The 17,021-nt window shown below is 58.2% G+C and carries 16 protein-coding genes and 1 pseudogene; 12 read left to right on the forward strand and 5 right to left on the reverse strand.

Going from position 1 to position 17,021, the window contains the following annotated elements; translation table 11 throughout:
* Positions 1 to 199: 199 nt before the first annotated feature.
* The 8 genes from DXD49_RS06075 to DXD49_RS06110 all read left to right on the forward strand — a co-directional run bounded on the left by DXD49_RS06075 (position 200) and on the right by DXD49_RS06110 (position 8,258).
* Positions 200 to 1,663 carry a YfcC family protein gene (locus DXD49_RS06075; RefSeq protein WP_117763774.1) on the forward strand — a complete coding sequence of 488 codons (1,464 nt, stop codon included), beginning with the start codon at positions 200 to 202 and terminating at the stop codon, positions 1,661 to 1,663.
* A gap of 9 nt (positions 1,664 to 1,672) precedes the next feature.
* On the forward strand, positions 1,673 to 3,256 hold the full coding sequence (locus DXD49_RS06080; protein ID WP_117735293.1) for an amidohydrolase: 1,584 nt from the start codon (positions 1,673 to 1,675) through the stop codon (positions 3,254 to 3,256).
* Between the two features lies 1 nt (position 3,257).
* A complete protein-coding gene (locus DXD49_RS06085; RefSeq protein ID WP_117763773.1) occupies positions 3,258 to 4,109 on the forward strand; it encodes a sugar phosphate isomerase/epimerase in 852 nt (283 codons plus the stop codon).
* A 62-nt stretch (positions 4,110 to 4,171) separates the two neighbouring features.
* Positions 4,172 to 5,140, forward strand: coding sequence for an SIS domain-containing protein (locus tag DXD49_RS06090; RefSeq protein ID WP_022094440.1), 969 nt, complete (start codon positions 4,172 to 4,174; stop codon positions 5,138 to 5,140).
* 13 nt (positions 5,141 to 5,153) lie between these two features.
* The gene (locus DXD49_RS06095; protein WP_035138847.1) at positions 5,154 to 6,017 is read left to right on the forward strand and encodes a PfkB family carbohydrate kinase; all 864 of its coding nucleotides are present in this window, start codon (positions 5,154 to 5,156) and stop codon (positions 6,015 to 6,017) included.
* 121 nt (positions 6,018 to 6,138) lie between these two features.
* Positions 6,139 to 6,939 carry a fructoselysine 6-kinase gene (frlD, locus tag DXD49_RS06100; RefSeq protein WP_117637477.1) on the forward strand — a complete coding sequence of 267 codons (801 nt, stop codon included), beginning with the start codon at positions 6,139 to 6,141 and terminating at the stop codon, positions 6,937 to 6,939.
* Positions 6,940 to 6,966: 27 nt separating this feature from the next.
* A complete protein-coding gene (locus DXD49_RS06105) occupies positions 6,967 to 7,827 on the forward strand; it encodes an amidohydrolase family protein (protein ID WP_233539374.1) in 861 nt (286 codons plus the stop codon).
* Positions 7,828 to 7,829: 2 nt separating this feature from the next.
* Positions 7,830 to 8,258: a secondary thiamine-phosphate synthase enzyme YjbQ gene (locus DXD49_RS06110; protein ID WP_117735290.1), complete on the forward strand. Its 429-nt coding sequence runs from the start codon at positions 7,830 to 7,832 to the stop codon at positions 8,256 to 8,258.
* A gap of 52 nt (positions 8,259 to 8,310) precedes the next feature.
* On the opposite strand, the pseudogene DXD49_RS10060 reads toward DXD49_RS06110, so the two are convergent.
* Positions 8,311 to 8,376, reverse strand: a pseudogene (locus tag DXD49_RS10060) (IS3 family transposase); the annotation flags it as partial.
* Between the two features lie 617 nt (positions 8,377 to 8,993).
* Between DXD49_RS10060 and DXD49_RS09895 the strand changes: the two are divergent.
* Positions 8,994 to 9,578 carry an FGGY-family carbohydrate kinase gene (locus DXD49_RS09895; protein ID WP_369831606.1) on the forward strand — a complete coding sequence of 195 codons (585 nt, stop codon included), beginning with the start codon at positions 8,994 to 8,996 and terminating at the stop codon, positions 9,576 to 9,578.
* Between the two features lie 79 nt (positions 9,579 to 9,657).
* On the opposite strand, the gene DXD49_RS06120 is transcribed toward DXD49_RS09895, so the two are convergent.
* Both DXD49_RS06120 and DXD49_RS06125 read right to left on the reverse strand, forming a co-directional pair.
* Positions 9,658 to 10,440, reverse strand: a complete 783-nt coding sequence (locus DXD49_RS06120; RefSeq protein WP_117735288.1) for a TatD family hydrolase — start codon at positions 10,438 to 10,440, stop codon at positions 9,658 to 9,660.
* A 14-nt stretch (positions 10,441 to 10,454) separates the two neighbouring features.
* Complete coding sequence (locus tag DXD49_RS06125) at positions 10,455 to 11,249, reverse strand: ThiF family adenylyltransferase (protein ID WP_117794489.1); 795 nt, start codon at positions 11,247 to 11,249, stop codon at positions 10,455 to 10,457.
* Positions 11,250 to 11,548: 299 nt separating this feature from the next.
* On the opposite strand from DXD49_RS06125, the gene DXD49_RS06130 reads away from it, so the two are divergent.
* The 3 genes from DXD49_RS06130 (at position 11,549) to ettA (ending at position 14,388) form a co-directional block, all read left to right on the forward strand.
* Positions 11,549 to 11,827 (forward strand): autorepressor SdpR family transcription factor, encoded by a 279-nt coding sequence (locus DXD49_RS06130; protein WP_117794490.1) that lies wholly within the window; start codon positions 11,549 to 11,551, stop codon positions 11,825 to 11,827.
* The gene (locus tag DXD49_RS06135) at positions 11,820 to 12,524 is read left to right on the forward strand and encodes an SdpI family protein (protein ID WP_117655297.1); all 705 of its coding nucleotides are present in this window, start codon (positions 11,820 to 11,822) and stop codon (positions 12,522 to 12,524) included. Before DXD49_RS06130 ends, DXD49_RS06135 begins: the two co-directional genes overlap by 8 nt.
* Positions 12,525 to 12,708: 184 nt before the next feature.
* Complete coding sequence (ettA, locus tag DXD49_RS06140; protein WP_117794491.1) at positions 12,709 to 14,388, forward strand: energy-dependent translational throttle protein EttA; 1,680 nt, start codon at positions 12,709 to 12,711, stop codon at positions 14,386 to 14,388.
* 93 nt (positions 14,389 to 14,481) lie between these two features.
* On the opposite strand, the gene DXD49_RS06145 is transcribed toward ettA, so the two are convergent.
* Positions 14,482 to 15,783: a hypothetical protein gene (locus DXD49_RS06145; RefSeq protein WP_117794492.1), complete on the reverse strand. Its 1,302-nt coding sequence runs from the start codon at positions 15,781 to 15,783 to the stop codon at positions 14,482 to 14,484.
* A 136-nt stretch (positions 15,784 to 15,919) separates the two neighbouring features.
* A complete protein-coding gene (locus tag DXD49_RS06150; RefSeq protein WP_117794493.1) occupies positions 15,920 to 16,870 on the reverse strand; it encodes a hypothetical protein in 951 nt (316 codons plus the stop codon).
* Positions 16,871 to 17,021 lie beyond the last annotated feature (151 nt).

Consider the following 17,021-nt stretch of genomic DNA (forward strand, 5'->3'; position numbering starts at 1 on the left):
TCCGGCGAATCATCTCACCGGACGTTTCCATACCGTTCACGGCGCAAACGCAACCGTTCAACCGCGTTGCGGCAATCAGTTTGAAATTATCTTGATGACGAGAAAAGCTGCTGGTAATCTATAGAACGTCGTAGAACGTTTGCCTTGTGCAAACGTTGAAGCGAGATGCGATGCAGTCTCGAGTTCTTTGGAGGTATCTATGTCAGATACGAAGGCGAAGAAGACAAACAGACGTTTTAAGTTCAAATTACCGCATGTCTATACGATCATGTTCTTGCTGATCGTTGTCTTTGCGGTCTTGACTTGGATCGTTCCCTCTGGTCAGTATCAGCGCAAGACGATTTCGACAGCGGCGGGCGAGCGTGAAGTCGCCGTTGCTGGAACCTATGAACAGGTCGATAAGAACTACACAGATTCCGAGACCGGCGAGACCATCAATCTGGGTCAGGATATCTTCGCGGTCCTGCAAGCGCCCACTAAGGGCATCCAGGAGGCTGCCGACGTCGTTGCGTTTGTCTTATTGATTGGCGGATCGTTCGCAATTATCACCAAGACCAACGCTTTGAATGCCGGTATGAGCCGTGTGATTAAAAAGCTCAAGAACAAGGACATCCTCATCATTCCCATCACGATGACGTTGCTGTCCATTTGCGGCACCACGTTTGGTATGTCTGAGGAAGCCCTGCCGTTCTATGCCATCTTCATTCCCATCATGATGGGTATCGGTTATGACTCGATGACGGCATTCATCATCTGCTTCCTTGGTCCTAACCTGGGATATTGCGCTTCGACCATCGACCCGTTTAATGTTTTGATCGCCCAAGGCATCATTGGCATCGAGGGCAATCCGCAACTGTGGCTGCGCGCCGTTTCTTGGGTCATCTTCACTGCCGTCGGTATCGCATGGGCCATGCGCTACGCCATGCGCGTCAAGAAAAACCCCGAGTCGTCCATTACGTACGAGGACGATAAGCTCAAGCGTATCGAGTTTTCCGTGATCGATGCCTCCATCGAGGAAGAGTTCACTATCCGTCAGAAGCTCGTGCTTATCGATTTTGCTTGCGGTATGGGCATTATCGTCTGGGGTCTTGTTACCCAGGGTTGGTACATGAATGAGATTTCCGCCGTGTTCCTTGGCATGGGCTTGCTTGCCGGTATCCTGGGCGGTCTTGACCAGCAGACGATTGCTGAGGAGTTCGTTAAAGGCCTCGCCGACTTTGCGTACGCCGCCATCGTTATCGGTATCGCTCGCGGTATTCTGGTCATCGCCGAAGGCGGCATGATCATCGACACCATCCTCCAGGTGCTCGCTACTGCGCTCGCCGGTGCACCCGCCGCCGTCTACACCACGTTTATGTATATCGTCCTTGGCCTGCTCTCTTTGCTGGTTCCCTCGAGTTCTGGCCTGGCGGCACTCACCATGCCCGTTATGGGCCCCCTGACCGAGCTCATGGGCCTCAATCCCGAGGCGGCCGTTACCGCGCTCCAGTTTGCCAACCAGACCATCAACACCATCAGTCCCGTGGCGGGCATGACGGTTGCCGGCCTTGGCGTGGCTAAGATTTCGTTTGGCCAATGGTGGAAGACCATTTGGAAGTTCTTCATCTTCATGGTCGTGTTTGGCTTGGTCATTACTGCCATTTCTGGCATGCTTCCGGCGTAGGTGATTATAATGTCCGATCGTTTGACGGTCCTGACGTCTAAGAGCGTCTTTACCGGTACGGGGGACCTGCCGTTTGAAGGTTTCGTAGCGGTCCGTGACAATCGAATTGAGGCGGTTGGCACCAAGTGTGAGGTAGCTTCGTATTTGACCCAGGCGGACGAGGTAGTTGACCTGGGCGACCGCACTGTCATGCCTGGCCTGATCGATGTGCATACCTTCTATACAGGCTGGGCGCTGCGGACGTTGGGGTCTGATCTGTCCGGCATCGCTGATGCCAAAGAGGCCGTGTCGCTCTTGCGTGCATGGAAAGAAGATCATCCGGATTGCGCGGCGGCTTTTGGCCACAACCTGCCCGAAACGTTGGCATCGGATGCCGAGAACGCAAATACGGCAGCTGTGTTTGACGATTGTTTTGGCGATATCCCTGTCGTCTGCTTTACACCGGGTGCGGAGACCTGCGTTCTCAATGCTGCCGCCAGTGCGCGATACGGCTTCACACCCCAGGCGTGTTATGCCGAGAAGATCTGGCGCATGATGAGCGATTTCCTCTCGCTGCCCGAGGTACGTGCGGGGTATTCGGACTACATGGGCATGCTTAACGAGCGCGGCGTTACCGCCATCAAGGAGATGGCGTTTGATGACTACTACGGTTTTGCCGACGAAATGGCTCGCCGTGAGGAATCTGGTGAGCTGACGGTTCGCGTCTCTATGATGTCGCAGCCGGTGGGTGCCGGTGCAAATCTGTCATATGCTCGCGAGGCACGAGAGCGCTTCCGGGGTCCGTTCGTTCGTTTTTCTGGCTTCAACCGTATGACCGATCGCGGCGTATGGGCGGGGCTTGCCGAGATGATTGACCCCTATGAGGACACGGCCGATGCGGGCGCTGCCGGCAAGACGGTTGTCGAGGAGCCCGAGTGGGATCTGATTGAGAACGAGCTGCGCGCAATTGATGCTGACGGCTTCCGATATTCCTTGCATTGCCAGGGCGATGGCGCCGTTCGTCGCACCGTGGCGCTCTATGCCTCGCTGCCTCGAGACGAGCATGGACGGTTGCTTCGCCGCCATGCGATTACCGATCTCGAGAACTCTGATCCGACCGATCTTGTCGAGTTTGGCAAGTTAGGTGGAATTTGCGAGGTCTATCCGCAGATTTTGACGCTGGACCGGCGCGAGGATTGCCTGTCGATGATGTGTCGACAAATTGGCGAGACGCGACTTTTGCACAGCTGGAATCGCCGCGGCATGGAAGATTCCGGATGCACGGTGTGCTGTGGTACGGATTTGCCGCTGCTGATTCCGAGCCTGGGCGAGTCAATCTACAGCGCGTGCGGCGGATACTTCGACGATGGACTGCCCGTGAATGAGGCCAACGCGCTGACACTTGTCGAGCTCTTGCGCGCTTGGACTGCCGGCGGCGCGTACGATCTGATGCGCGAAGACGAGCTGGGTACGCTCGAGGTCGGCAAGCTTGCCGATATCTGCGTGCTCGATCGGGATGTGTTCGACCTCGATTATCACGACGCACGCAATCTTGCGGTTGATATGACGATGTCGGACGGACAAATCGTGTTCGATAGAAATAGGGAGGCATAAGATGTCTGAATCCAAGCCGACGCTGCGCCGCGAACAGATTGCGGGCATGAATATCCACTACATCATGTGGTCGCTCGATTACTTCCTTGATGTGCAGCAGCGTTTGGGCTTTGAGTCCATTGAGCTGTGGTGTGCAGAGCCGCATGTGACACTCGACCATACGGGCTACTTTGAGGCTGAGGCCCTGGCGAAAAAAGCTGCAGACCGTGGGCTTAGGTATCGTACTCTGTGCCCCGAGAATGTTGTCTATCCTTGGCAGTACTGCGCACGCAAACCGCTGCATGAACAGCGCAGCCTGGCGTACTTTAAGCACGGCATTGAGCTTGCCGGGGTACTTGGGTGCGACCGTATGTCCGTCAACTCGGGCTGGGGCGACTGGGACGAGGACCGCGAGGAAGCCTGGAAGCGCAGCCGCGAGCACTTGTCCATTCTGGCGGAGTATGCCGGCGAGCACGGTCTGGTGCTTACGATGGAAAGCCTGCGTCCCGAGGAGAGCAACCTTGTGACGACGGTTTCCGATGCGAAGCGCATGATTGACGAGGTCGCGAGCCCGTACTTACAGCCCATGGTTGATACAACCGCGATGGGCGTTGCAGGCGAGACGCTTGAGGACTGGTTTGCCGCCTTTGGTGATGGGGCAATTCACGAGATGCACTTTATCGACGGCGACCCGTATGGCCATCTGGTGTGGGGCGATGGCAAGCGCGATATGGACGCCTTCGTCGCCACACTCAACGCCCATGGTTTCGACGGCATGCTGGGCCAGGAAATCACGGACGGCCGTTACTACGATGACCCGGCGGCGGCAGATGCCAAGAACATGGCCGCATTCGAGAAATATCTGATTGACTAAAACAACTATCGGCCACGCAGCCAACGTCATTGATTGCGGACTAAACAAGAAAGGAACTGGATATGAACGCACACGATCTGATCAAAGAGGCAATTGCCGAGAAGGGCAAGTTTGACAGCGTCTACTGGATTGCTTGCGGTGGTTCCATGATCGATTTGATCCCGGCTCATGAGCTTCTGCAGCGCGAGGCAACCACCTTCACTTCGTATATCTATACGGCTCGCGAGTTTGATATCATGCGCCCACGCCGCTTGGGTGAGAAATCCCTGGTCATTGCTTGCAGCCACAGTGGCAACACCCCCGAGGTCGTCGAGGGCTGTGAGATTGCCCTTGCTGCCGGCGCTACGGTAATCGCCCAGACCGACAACGCTGGATCCAAGATTGACTCCGGCAAGTGGACCACGTGGGTCTACCCGTGGGGCGAGGGTGTGCCGCAGGCCGAGGTCCCCGCTGGCATTTCGCTGTCGCTTGCGGCAGAGCTGCTCGATCAGCAGGAGGGCTACGCCGATCTTGCCGATATGTATGCCGGTATCGCCGAGATGGATAAGATTCTTCCCCCGGCACGCGAGAAGGTAAATGCCGAGCTGGGCGATCGTTTTGCCAAGCTTTGCCAGGAGCATGAGTTCTTCTATATTCTGGGCAGCGGTCCCAACTTTAGCCAGACCTACGGTTTCGCTATCTGCTCTCTTATGGAGATGCAGTGGCAGCACTGCAGCTACATCCACTCTGCCGAGTACTTCCATGGCCCCTTCGAGGCTACTCAGGATGGCGTTTTTTACTTCCTGCAGATGGGCTCCAGCGAGTGCCGTGCTATGGACGAGCGCGCCCTGGCGTTCCTTAAGACGCATACCGATACGCTGATGGTGCTCGATGCCAAGGAGTACGGTATGGAAGCCGTGCCGGCGAGCGTCCGTGCCTATCTGGACCCGGTGCTGTTCTACGCCATGAACTGCGAGCTGCGTGCCGCACGCGGCAAGGTGTTTGACCATGATCCCGATTTCCGTCGCTACATGGGCGTCGTCGAGTACTAGAGGGGTAAATACCATGGCATTTAACGTTAACGCGCTCGGATTTGGCGACAACGTCGTCGATCGCTACGAGCATATCCACACCATGTATCCTGGCGGCAACGCGGTGAACTTCGCCGTTTATGCCAAGAAATGCGGTGCCGCACGCTCCGCATACATGGGCATTTTTGGCAATGACGCCGCTGCCGAGCATGTCATTGCAAGCCTCGAGGATGAGGGTATCGAACTTGACAAGTGCGAGCAGATGATTGGCGAGAACGGAGCGGCTCGCGTGACCGTCGTTGACGGTGACCGTGTCTTCCTCGGCTCCAACGAGGGCGGTATCCGTGGCGATGCGCGCTATGTCCTCGATCGCTTTGACCTTTCGTACATGAAGCAGTTCGATGTGGTTCATTCGGGCAACTATTGCTTTACCGAGCGCGAGCTGCCCAAGTTGAAGGCTGCGGGCGTCACGGTCTCTTTTGACTTTTCGGACGACTCCACCGACGAGTACTACGAGCAGATTGCGCCCTACGTCGATTTTGCTTTCTTTAGTGCGGCGGATGCCGCGAGTGAGGACGAGATTCGCGAGCGTCTGGCATGGGTGAAGGGCCTGGGTCCGCGTTTTGTGTCGGCTACGGCGGGTGCCGAGGGCTGCATTGCTTACGACGGCGAGCGTTATTACCGCCAGCTGGCTAAACCGGTAACGGACATGAAGGACACCATGGGGGCGGGCGACTCGTTCCTCACCTCATTTTTGATGTGCTATCTCGATTCCGCCAAGCGTGGTGAGGATGGCGCCGAGGCCATCGAGCGCGCGCTCGATTTTGCTGCCGGGTTTGCCTCGACCGTGTGCGGCATGGAAGGCTCTTGGGGCCACGGAGCACCAATCGTCGAATAGCTTAAGAAAGCGTACGGCGGTCTGGCTATGAGGCCTTGGACAGCCGATGCAAAACAATAAGCGAAACGCAAAAAGGGGGCTCGCCATGTGGTGGGTCCCCTTTTGAACATTGGAGAAGAGTATGGGTATTAAAGCGTGTGCGGCTGGTTTTTGCTGCGCGGACGTCTATCAAAACATCGGCGTGTTCTATCCGACTGGTAACGGCATTGACTGGGGTATCCATCTTGCACGAATGGGCGTTTCGGTATCCGCCGTGTCGGTTGTCGGCAAGGACGAGTACGGAGACAAGATGAGGGAGGCGCTGGCCGCTGAGGGGTTCGATATCTCACACCTGCGGGTGGAGGATGGCGACACTTCGGTGATGCTCATGGCATTGAAAGACGGCGTCGATCGTGTGCATCTCGAGGCAATCGATGGCGTAATGGAGACATATCGACCGAATGAAGACGACCGGGCGTTTATCCTAGAGCATGACATCATTCATACCGACCTGTTTGGCAATTGTTTGGACCTCCTGCCCGAGTGGCATGATGCGGGCAAGACGGTGGTTATGGACTTCTCGGTGTTCAGCCAGGATCCCGAATATGCCTGCGAGAATCATTTTCCCTACGTTGACTACGCATTTATGTCGTTTGAAGATGACACTCCGGAGCTGCGAGACTGGGTACGTCACGCGCAGGAATTGGGGCCGCGCGTTGCGGTTGCCACGCTTGGCGAGAAGGGAAGCATTGCCTATGACGGTGAGCGCTTCTATGAGTGCGGGATCGTGCCGGCGGAGAAGGTCGTTAATACCGTGGGTGCCGGCGACTCGTATATCGCCGGGTTTACCAAGGGCGTGATCGATGGCCTTGATATTCCGGCGTGTATGAAGGCGGGCGCCGAGCTGTCGTCCCGAGTGATTGGTTCTTTTGAGCCGTACTAGGGTCAAATGCCTGGAAAGGAGTACGAAATGGTTATCGACATGTTGGTCCATCCTATGCTCTACGGCGAGATCTGTACGCCGGGTGATGAGCCTGATGGATTCGGTTTTTGGTCACGAGAATTTGGTATGGGGCATATGGGCCCCATGGATTGGGATGAGCTTCAAGTCGAGATGGACGTCTGCGATGTGCAGAAGAGCGTGCTCATGCCGCTCGATGTAACCACGGCATGCGGAGGGCACTTTGGCACCAATGACCAGATTGCCATGCTGGTTGCCGCACATCCCGATCGTCTGTGGGGATTTGCGAGCGTAGACCCGCAGATGAGCGGTGCCGCAGACGAATTGGAGCGCGCTTTTACCGAGTTGGGGGCAAAGGGGCTTTGCCTGCATCCTGCAAAGCAGGGTTTTGCCCCCGATGATGCTGTGGCCGAGCCGCTTTACGAACTGTGCGAGCGCTATAACAAGCCGGTGGTTTTCCATGCCGGTATGTCTTGGGAGCCGGGCGCAGAGCTCTCGCGCAGTAACCCGCTTGCATTTGAGCACACAATCGCAACGCATCCAAATGTGCGTTTTAGTTTGACCCATTTTGGCTGGCCGTGGGTGCGCGAGACCGTGGCGATGCTGCTCAAGTATCCCAACTGCTACGCGGACACCTCTATCACTTACATCGATTCGCCCGAGGAGATGATGCAGCGTCTTTTCACGGTCGATATGGGGCCGCTGTGGTATGAGCGCGCGCTATCGCACCAAGTGATGTTCGCCAGCAATACGCCGCGCTTCCGTGCATTCAAACTCAAGCGGGCGCTCGATACCGTGCCCATGCGCGATGATGCGCGAGAAAGGCTCTACTGGGGTAATGCCCTGCGTTTTCTTGAAGGGGATGAGTGAACATGGTGACGCTCGAGACATTGAGCTATCTATCGACTGCTCCGGACCAGTTCATCGATATTACCGAGGACGTGCACGCTGCCATCGAGCGCAGCTCGGTGACCAATGGCTTGGCGGCGATTATTTTGTCGCATACGACCTGCGGAATCGTGGTAAACGAGGGGCTGCCCTGCGTGGAGACGGATCTTATGGAGACGCTTGATCGCATCGCCCCACTCGATGCCCCCTATGCGCATGCACACTTCCTGCCGAGCTATGGAGCCACCGGTAACAACTCCTGTGGGCATATCAAGAGCATGATTTGTGGAAACAGTTGCTTCTTTCCCGTCCAAGATGGCCACATCGTGTGCGGAGGTGCCCAGAACATCTATCTTGCGGAGTTTGACGGTCCGCAGAAGCGAAAAGTGTACGTCGAGGTGCTGGGGGAGTAACGTCCCTGCAATAATGAGCTGCACCCCAAAACTTGGACGGCTTAAATAAGAACTACGCCGCAAGGGACTGGCTCCGGAACTCCTCCGGGGTCAGTCCCTTCAGTTTAGTCTGCGTCCTCTGTCAGGTGATCCGTTGTATTATCCGGGTGGAATCGTATCGCGGGTCGTGGAGGCCGCCAAGCGCAGTTCACGCGCTGCATTTTTTGCGGTGCCTGGGCCGGTGATCTCGGGCTGATTAACCGAGATTATGCTAACAACATGCGTCGCAAGGCGGCGCTGCGCTTGGACGACCTTAAGCTTTTTCACTTCATCACGAGCGGGGGGGGGGTATCTCAACGACCGCTCGACTGTGGACGTTGCCGATTCACTTCTCCTTAATTGCCTACCGGATGCGATGGTCGTCGGCGGTTCGGCTGCCGGTCGTGGCGCTTCGGGCGAGCTTGCCGATGAGGTCCGCGAGCGTCGCAGCGTGCGGCTGAGGCGACGGGGCTCGCGGCGGGGACACCTGTCTTAGTGGGAACGGGCGACTCTGGTGCCGAGGCCATTTCGACGGGTGTATTCCGTCCCGGCGATATGATGGTTCAGTTGGGGAGCACGGCGTATTTCATCTACTTAGCTGATCATATGGTCGATGATGCCCGCCTGTGGTCAGGGACGTTTATCATTCCCGGAACTTACGGGATCTGCGCGGGGACCAATACGGCGGGTGTGCTCGCATCGTAGCTGCGCCAAGAGCTGTATTGCGACGCCGTAGAGGCCGAGGGCCACGGTGGCCCCGATGCATATTCGGTTATGGCGCATGATGCCGCCGATGTGGCGCCGGGTGCCGATGGGCTCCTGTGTCTGCCGTACTTTACGGGGGAGCGTACTCCGCTCAACGGTCCCGAGGCGCGCGGCGTCTTCTTTGGCCTGACCGGAAGGCATACGCGAGCCCATATGGTTCGCGCCGCCTTGGAAGGCGTCGCGTATACCGTTGCATCCCATGTCGACATTATCGAGCGAGAGCATGGGCTGCCAATTGGGCGCATTATGCTTGTCGGAGGTGGAACCAAGAATCCAGTTTGGATGCAAGCTATCGCCGACGTATGTGGGCGCGAGGTCTCGGTTGCCAAGGTTACAGTGGGCGCATGCTTCGGTGATGCCATCATGGCAGCTCTCGCAGGTGGCGCCCATGCATCATGGGATGAGCTCGCCCAAGTCCTTGGCGTTGCGCAAACAATCGTGCCCGATATGGCTGCCCGCGAGTTATATGCGTCGCGCCGTCATATCTTTGACGAATTGTATGCGCGCAACCGTGATCTCATGCACGAATTGGTGTAATGCTGCCGAATTGTACTGCCTTCCAATAGGGACTGCGTGGTGCGATTCGCATGTCCCTTGGCATTTTTTCCCACAGGGGTTAGCGAAGGTCAAAAACAGAGTGCGCATTTGCTAAAACTGCCGACTCGATGCGCTTTGCGTCACAGTCTTTGAGCGAGGCGATGCGTTCTGAGGTTCTTGTGAGCGATTTGATGAGCGATTGCGCGCTTGTTTCTGCGTTTGGCTCGGCCGGCGCATCGGTCTCGAGCAGTAAACGATCGAGTGGAATCTGCCGGGCATATTCGCGTCCACGTTTAGACGCAAGCATGCGTTCGTTGACGGAAAAATTACAGCCCGCATTACGCGCGCGGGCGAGTTCGTCCGAAGTGCCGCTAAACCAGTGGAAGATGATAGCGGGGGAGTTGGAGTTTGGGATGAGTAGTCCATGCGATTCGAGGACGTCCAGTACGGCTCCTGCCGAACGAACGGCGTGAATTGATATTACGCGCCCGGTAAGAGGATGCTGCACGAGCGCATCGCAGAGTCGGTCAAATGCCTGTATTTGTAGCGGCTCACTTCCAGCAAAGCGCGCGGAAAGGTCGAGTCCGACTTCGCCGATGTAGCGCTCTTGGACGGCAATTTGACAGAGCAGGTCAATTTCTGCGTTGCCGCATCGCCCGTCGGCGAGCCACCAGGGATGGAGGCCGATACCCTTGATGACGGTAGGAGGGCGACGGGTTCGCCCATGTGCGCTAGCGAAGTCGCGTGGATCGACGCCGCAATCAAATAGACCCAAGCCCAGCGCCGTTGCCTCATCGGCAACGGCGTCCGGGTGAGCCATCAAATCAAGATGGCAGTGTGCATCAAATAACCGGGGCTCCATCTCGGCGCACTCCGCTAGTCCAGGCGTTGGCCGTCGGCGCGCACACGCTCGGTGCCGCGTCCACTGATCTGGCGGATAACCTCGCCGGCAATCATCTGACCCATGATGGGCGGCATAAAGCTGGCGGTACCCAACTCGGTACGCTCGTGGATGTTGGACGGGTCGCGGGGTTGGGTCTTAACCGATTCCTCGCAGCTAAACAGCACGTGCAGACTCTTGATTCCGCGCTTCTTACATTCTTTGCGCATGATGCGGCTCATGGGGTCACGTACCGTATCGAAAATGTCGGCAAAGCGGAGGCACTCGGGATGGAGCTTGTTGGCCCCGCCCATGGAGCTAACCAAACGAATGTCGTGGTCCTGAGCATATTTGGCAATGGTGAGCTTGGCCGAGATGGTGTCGATGGCGTCGACGACGTAGTCGAGCTTGCCGTCCGTCTGCTCCAAAACGCTCGCGAAGAACTCGTCGATGTTGTCGCTCAGCAGGTATTCGGTGCGTTTGATAACGGTGGCGGTGGGATTGATGTCGTGGATCATGGCTTCCATAACATCGACCTTGCGCTTGCCGATGGTGCTGTGAAAGGCGATAGCCTGGCGATTGATATTGCTGGGCGCGACGATGTCCTTGTCCAGAATGACGAAATGACCAATGCCGCCGCGGGCGAGTGCCTCGCAGCAGTTGGAGCCCACGCCTCCGCAGCCGAGCACCAACACCGTAGCATCGGCGAGCTTATCGAGTGCCTCGCGGCCCATGATGATCTCGAGCTTGGTGTCGCGTGTCTCGACGAGAGCGGCAGCGGTTTCGGTCATAAACATCCTCCGATGGGGAAGCGAATCGTGTTTTAGCTATCACCATTATAGGTATTATCGCGATTCCATTTGAGCCCTTGGGCTTGTTGAAATGGGATCGGGGTTCGCATAAGATTGAAGCAGATGGCACCCGTTGCAGCGGGTTGGCCAACTCCAAAACACGTTTGTAGCGTGAGAAGTGGCCGTCTTCGCATTACGCGGGGGCGGCTATTTTTTTGAGTGTAAGATTAGATAATTAGACAAACATCTAAATAAACAGTATACTGTGCGCGTCGTGATAGATAGTGAGAGGAGGTCCTATGCCGGGAGAGGGTTTTAAGGCGCTGGCCGATCCTACACGGCGTCACATTTTGGAACTACTACGCGAGGGCAATTGTACGGCCGGAGAGCTTGCCGAGCATTTTGACATCAGCAAGCCGTCGCTCAGCCATCATCTGGCAACGCTTAAAAACGCCGGGCTGGTGACCGATGAGCGCCATGGCCAAAACATCGTTTACAGCTTAAATACCACCGTCATGCAGGACTTGATTGGCTGGTTTATGGGCTTTACAAACACTGAAGGTGATAAGGATGAATAACGAAAACAAGGGCATTCACGCCACGGGGGTATCGTCGCGCGTGTGGATTGCACTGGTCGCTCTGTGCGTTGCCAATGTCGCAGCGCATCTGATAGTGATGCCGAGCCTGCCGGCGCAGATTCCCACGCACTGGGGCGCGAATGGCGCCGTCGACGGTTGGGGCCCTAGCTGGATGGCCTCCGCGCTCGGCGTGTTGCCTCTGGCGCTTCTCGCGATGTTCTACGTCGTGCCACGCATTGACCCCAAGGGCGAGGCGTATCGGACCTCGGGTAAGTTCTATCAGGGCTTCGTAATCGCCTTCACGCTGCTCATGTGTGCCATAAGCTGGCTGGGGGAGCTAACGGTGTGGGGCATCGTGCCGGTGGTAGGAACGGTCAATTTGCTGGTATCAGGCGCTATCGGCTTGCTCTTTATTGGTATGGGCAACTACTTGCCGCGTGTGAAGCAGAACTATACGCTCGGTATCAAGACGCCTTGGGCGCTTGCCGATCCCGAGAACTGGCGCCGTACGCAGCGTTTTGGCGGCGCCTGCTTTATGGTGCTGGGTGTTGGTTTGATTGTGATGGGCGTGGCGGGTAGCGTGCTTTCGAGTGAAGTCGTCGCCGCGGTGATTGCGGTTCTGGCGTTTGGTTCAGCTGGAGCTGCCTACGTCTATTCGTATCTGCTGTGGCGCAAATCGCAGCGAGCCGCTCGCTAAGGTTGCGGAAAACTAGCGTACGCAGTTCATAGTGTGTTAAGGGGGACTTTTCCCAGGTAGTATTAGGGGGTGTGGGCAACCATGCCCCTTTTTCGTTAAGTTTCAGAGCTGGTTTCCTCATTTCGTTTCCACTAAAGCGAATCAAGAATAGGGAAACAGCAGGTAGAAAGGATAAAACAGGCAAATGGCGGAGTTTATCTACCAGATGTATCAGGCTCGCAAGGCCCATGGCGACAAGGTAATCCTTGACGACGTGACCCTGAGCTTCTACCCCGGTGCCAAGATCGGTGTCGTGGGCCCCAACGGCATGGGCAAGTCGACCCTGCTCAAGATTATGGCCGGCATTGAGGAGGTCTCCAACGGCGATGCCAGGCTCACCCCCGGCTACACCGTGGGTATCCTGCAGCAGGAGCCGCCGCTCGACGACGACAAGACCGTCATCGAGAACGTGCGCATGGCGTTTGGCGACATGATCGCCAAGGTCGATCGCTTCAATAAGATCGGCGAGGAGATGTGTGACCCGGACTGCGACATGGACGCCCTCATGGCAGAGATGGGCAAGCTCCAGGACGAGATTGACGCCGCCGACGGCTGGGATATCGATTCCAAACTCGGCCAGGCCATGGACGCCCTGCAGCTGCCCGATTCCGACATGCCGGTCAACGTGCTTTCCGGCGGCGAGCGCCGTCGCGTGGCCCTGTGCAAGCTGCTGCTCGAGGCTCCCGACCTGCTGCTGCTCGACGAGCCCACGAACCACCTGGACGCCGAGTCGATCCTGTGGCTCGAGCACTTCCTGCACAACTACCAGGGCGCGGTGCTTGCCGTCACGCACGATCGCTACTTCCTGGATAACGTTGCCGAGTGGATCTGCGAGGTCGACCGCGGCCACCTTTATCCCTACAAGGGCAACTACTCCACGTATCTGGAGACCAAGGCCGCCCGTATCGAGGCTCAGGGCAACCGCGACGCCAAGCTCGCCAAGCGCATGGAGGCCGAGCTCGAGTGGGTACGCAGCTCGCCCAAGGCTCGCCAGGCCAAGAACAAGGCCCGTCTGGCTCGCTACGAGGAGATGGAGGCCGAGGCCCGCGCCAGCCAGAAACTCGACTGGACCGACATCCGCATCCCTGTGGGCCCGCGTCTGGGCAACAAGGTGCTTGAGGCCCATCACCTGCATAAGGAATTCGACGGTCGCGTGCTCATCGATGATCTGTCGTTCACCCTGCCGCGCAACGGCATTGTGGGCGTGATTGGCCCCAACGGCGTCGGTAAGACCACGCTGTTCAAGACGATCGTGGGCCTGGAGCCGCTCACCTCGGGCGAGCTCGAGATTGGCGAGACCGTCAAGATCAGCTACGTCGATCAGAACCGTTCCGGCATCGACCCCGATAAGAACCTGTGGGAGGTCGTCTCGGACGGCCTGGACCACATGATGGTCGGCGAGACCGAGGTTCCGAGCCGCGCGTACGTGGCGAGCTTTGGCTTTAAGGGCCAGGACCAGCAGAAGCGCGCCGGCGTGCTCTCCGGCGGCGAGCGCAACCGTCTGAACCTGGCACTCACGCTCAAACAGGGCGGCAACCTGCTGCTCCTCGACGAGCCCACGAACGACCTCGATGTCGAGACGCTGTCCTCGCTCGAGGCGGCGCTGCTCGAGTTCCCGGGCTGCTCGGTGGTCATCAGCCACGACCGTATGTTCCTGGATCGCGTGGCCACGCACATTCTGGCGTGGGAGGGCACGGACGAGAACCCCGGCAACTGGTATTGGTTCGAGGGCAACTTTGAGGCCTACCAGGAGAACCGCGTCGCCCGCCTGGGCGAGGACGCAGCCCAGCCGCATCGCGTGCATCGCAAGCTCACGCGCGACTAGATGTGACAAAGGGACAGTCCCTTTGTCACATGGACTTCTGCTCAACCTGAGAAAAAACGCGGCGAACGTTTTTGTGACGTTCGCCGCGTTTTCCTATTCGTTGGCTTCTTCGACCTTGTCGATGGCCCAGGTGGCTCCGAGGCCGCCGGCGGTGTTGCGGCGAATGCGCACGGTAACCTCGCGGCGCTCGCCGGCCTGCGTGTAGCGCAGGGGAAAGCTCGCTCGGTTACGGCCGGCCTCGATGGTGCCGAGCTCGCGGGCGATCCAGTAGTACTCGCCGACGATGCCGAGGGTATCGGCGCCGTAGGGGAGATAGGTCGACAGCTGGTGCAGAAGCGGGCCGGGGCAGAAGACCTCGGTTGCGAAATCGACGGGGAAGTCCTCGGGGATGGCGGACGCTACGGGTGCGGGGGTTGGGGCCGCTATGGGCGCCGAAGCCGGTGCTGGTGCGGGAATTTGGTCGCAAGCAGCGGTGGGCACGGACTCGATGACGGGTGCAGACTCAGGCACCGGTTCCGGCTTAGCTGTGGAATCTGTCGGTTCCACGGAGACGGATGTGCCTTCAGCCTCGGTTGTGGCATCGGTTTGCGGGGCGTCCTCTGCCTCGACAGACGGCTTTGTCTCGACCGGCGTGGATGCCATGGTGGTGATGCCGGCGTTGGCGTTCTCGGGGTCATAGACGACCGTGAGCGAGATGGCGGGCTGCGGCGTCTCGGGCTCCGGTGCCGACTCGGTAGCGCCTTGATCGGCGGGCTCGTCGGACTGATCGTCCTCGGCCTCGTTGCCAAAGACATCGCTGTTTTGGAACGCAGGCGTCTCATGTTGGTCGGCGGCTTCTTCGGTTGTCGACTTGGGAGCCTCGCCGAGCTCCGCAGTGGCTTCCTGCTCAGCCATGACTTCGGGATCGGTCGTGGCGGCGATTTCGGTTTCGGCTTCTGCTGCTACCTCAATAGCGACTTCGATCTCTGTCTCGGGCTCGGGCTCCGGAGCGACTTCGGCCACGGGCTCGGGACGCTTAACGTGCTTGGGGCGCACGGCCTTGAGGTCCTTCTCACCGCGTTTCTTCTTTTTGTAGGACTGCTTGGCGCCCTTGGCAGCCTTGGGCTTGTCCTCGCCCTTGGCAAGGGCGGCATCCCATGCCTCGTTGGCGATGACGGTGGCATACAGGCGACCGCCCTTAAAGACGGTCAGCTTAATGCAGTCGTCGAGTTCCTCGAGCAACTCGCGCGTGGACTCGAAGCCCAGGTCATAAGCAGTCATGTCGCCAGCGGCGAGAGCCTCTTCGACCTGCGTCATAAACGTTTGCTTGCCGCATCCAATCGCATCGCGCAGCAGGCGATACAGATAGATGTGGTTGCCCAGCGAAAGCGTGGGCCTAACTATTGTCTTGCTCATGGCAAATCTCCTCTTTACACATGTAAAGCATCTTACCATCGCATGGCGCTCGCCATGACGGCGCCCAAGGCAAACGGGCGCGAACCGCTGTCGATTCGCGCCCGTTGTACAGGTTGCCTATCTGGGGATGCAGTGCCTAGTTGCCCGATGTCGTGCCTTGGCTTGAACTGTCAGATGCCGTGCCCGATGTGGTGCCACTCGAATTGCTGTTGCTGCTGTTTGCTGTGCCCGTTCCCGACGTGGTGTCGCTCGTCTGGTCGCCCGTGCTCGGCTGAGAACCGTCGGTCGTTTGGCTTGAGTCGGTCGTGCCGGACGGCGTGCCACTGTTGGCCGTAGAGGAATCGGTGCCCTGCGATTGGTTTTGGGTGTTCGAGGACGAATTGGCAGAGGTGGAACTGTCTTGCGTGTCGTCCGTCTGTGCCTGCTGATCCTGCGACTGGGTGTTGCCATTTGCATCGCTCTCGGTCGTGCGCGACGACAGGATTGGCTCGGGACGCTCGCCCAGACCCTCACCGGCGGTGGTGATAAGGATGGCGCCGGCGCAGGCGATGACCGCGACGATGGCGATAGCGATCGAGAAGACGATGACCTTCTTTTGCGTCTGGCTGCGCTCTGCAGCGGCCTTGGCGCGCAGGCTGTTGGGGGCGACGCGCGCCGTGGTCGCGCGCCCCGCAATCTGGCGCATCTCCTGCGTAGTCGCGGCGCCGCCCAGGTGCTCCTCGACATTGGGCTCAACGGGCTCGTAGGCGCCGGCAGGGTAGTCGACAGCGGCGTGCGTGCTCTTGATTGCTTCGGCGCTGGCGGAGATAAAGTGGCGGTAGACCTGCGAGGACACAACGGTGATGACCGAGCTCACGGCGGCACCAATTACTGAACCAGCGATGCCGATCTTGGAAGCAAGCGCGACGCTCGTGGCAGCAGCTGCGGCGCCGGCGATGATTTGGGGAATGGAAATGTCGTCGAACAGGCCCTTTTTGGGCGCGATGGCCATGGTTTGTCCGATGGAATGGTTCTCGTGCACGCCGTTGTTGAGCGCGGCCGGTGTCATGACGCGCGTGCGCGGCGCGTCGGTGTACTTGGTCGTCATACGGGGTCCTCCCGGTGTAAATCTGCTTCGTTTTATGTAGCCATCAGGGTACCCACCAGATGTGAATCGTACGTGTCATTTAACAGATACCATCAACTCATCAAGGGTCCCTGCTGTCTTTGGTGCAATAGCTTGATGCTAAACTGGTTTT

Origin of the sequence: Collinsella sp. TM05-38 (genome assembly GCF_003466445.1) — a bacterium.
Taxonomy (GTDB): Bacteria; Actinomycetota; Coriobacteriia; order Coriobacteriales; family Coriobacteriaceae; genus Collinsella.

What these genes read in the sequence shown, in the direction of transcription:
- DXD49_RS06150 (WP_117794493.1), bottom strand. Translation starts at nt 16,870, where the DNA reads ATGACGACCAAGTACACCGACGCGCCGCGCACGCGCGTCATGACACCG.
- DXD49_RS06085 (WP_117763773.1), top strand. Translation starts at nt 3,258, where the DNA reads ATGTCTGAATCCAAGCCGACGCTGCGCCGCGAACAGATTGCGGGCATG.
- DXD49_RS06130 (WP_117794490.1), top strand. Translation starts at nt 11,549, where the DNA reads ATGCCGGGAGAGGGTTTTAAGGCGCTGGCCGATCCTACACGGCGTCAC.
- DXD49_RS06135 (WP_117655297.1), top strand. Translation starts at nt 11,820, where the DNA reads ATGAATAACGAAAACAAGGGCATTCACGCCACGGGGGTATCGTCGCGC.
- DXD49_RS06110 (WP_117735290.1), top strand. Translation starts at nt 7,830, where the DNA reads ATGGTGACGCTCGAGACATTGAGCTATCTATCGACTGCTCCGGACCAG.
- DXD49_RS06125 (WP_117794489.1), bottom strand. Translation starts at nt 11,249, where the DNA reads ATGACCGAAACCGCTGCCGCTCTCGTCGAGACACGCGACACCAAGCTC.
- DXD49_RS06075 (WP_117763774.1), top strand. Translation starts at nt 200, where the DNA reads ATGTCAGATACGAAGGCGAAGAAGACAAACAGACGTTTTAAGTTCAAA.
- ettA (WP_117794491.1), top strand. Translation starts at nt 12,709, where the DNA reads ATGGCGGAGTTTATCTACCAGATGTATCAGGCTCGCAAGGCCCATGGC.
- DXD49_RS06090 (WP_022094440.1), top strand. Translation starts at nt 4,172, where the DNA reads ATGAACGCACACGATCTGATCAAAGAGGCAATTGCCGAGAAGGGCAAG.
- DXD49_RS06105 (WP_233539374.1), top strand. Translation starts at nt 6,967, where the DNA reads ATGGTTATCGACATGTTGGTCCATCCTATGCTCTACGGCGAGATCTGT.
- frlD (WP_117637477.1), top strand. Translation starts at nt 6,139, where the DNA reads ATGGGTATTAAAGCGTGTGCGGCTGGTTTTTGCTGCGCGGACGTCTAT.
- DXD49_RS06095 (WP_035138847.1), top strand. Translation starts at nt 5,154, where the DNA reads ATGGCATTTAACGTTAACGCGCTCGGATTTGGCGACAACGTCGTCGAT.
- DXD49_RS06080 (WP_117735293.1), top strand. Translation starts at nt 1,673, where the DNA reads ATGTCCGATCGTTTGACGGTCCTGACGTCTAAGAGCGTCTTTACCGGT.
- DXD49_RS06120 (WP_117735288.1), bottom strand. Translation starts at nt 10,440, where the DNA reads ATGGAGCCCCGGTTATTTGATGCACACTGCCATCTTGATTTGATGGCT.
- DXD49_RS06145 (WP_117794492.1), bottom strand. Translation starts at nt 15,783, where the DNA reads ATGAGCAAGACAATAGTTAGGCCCACGCTTTCGCTGGGCAACCACATC.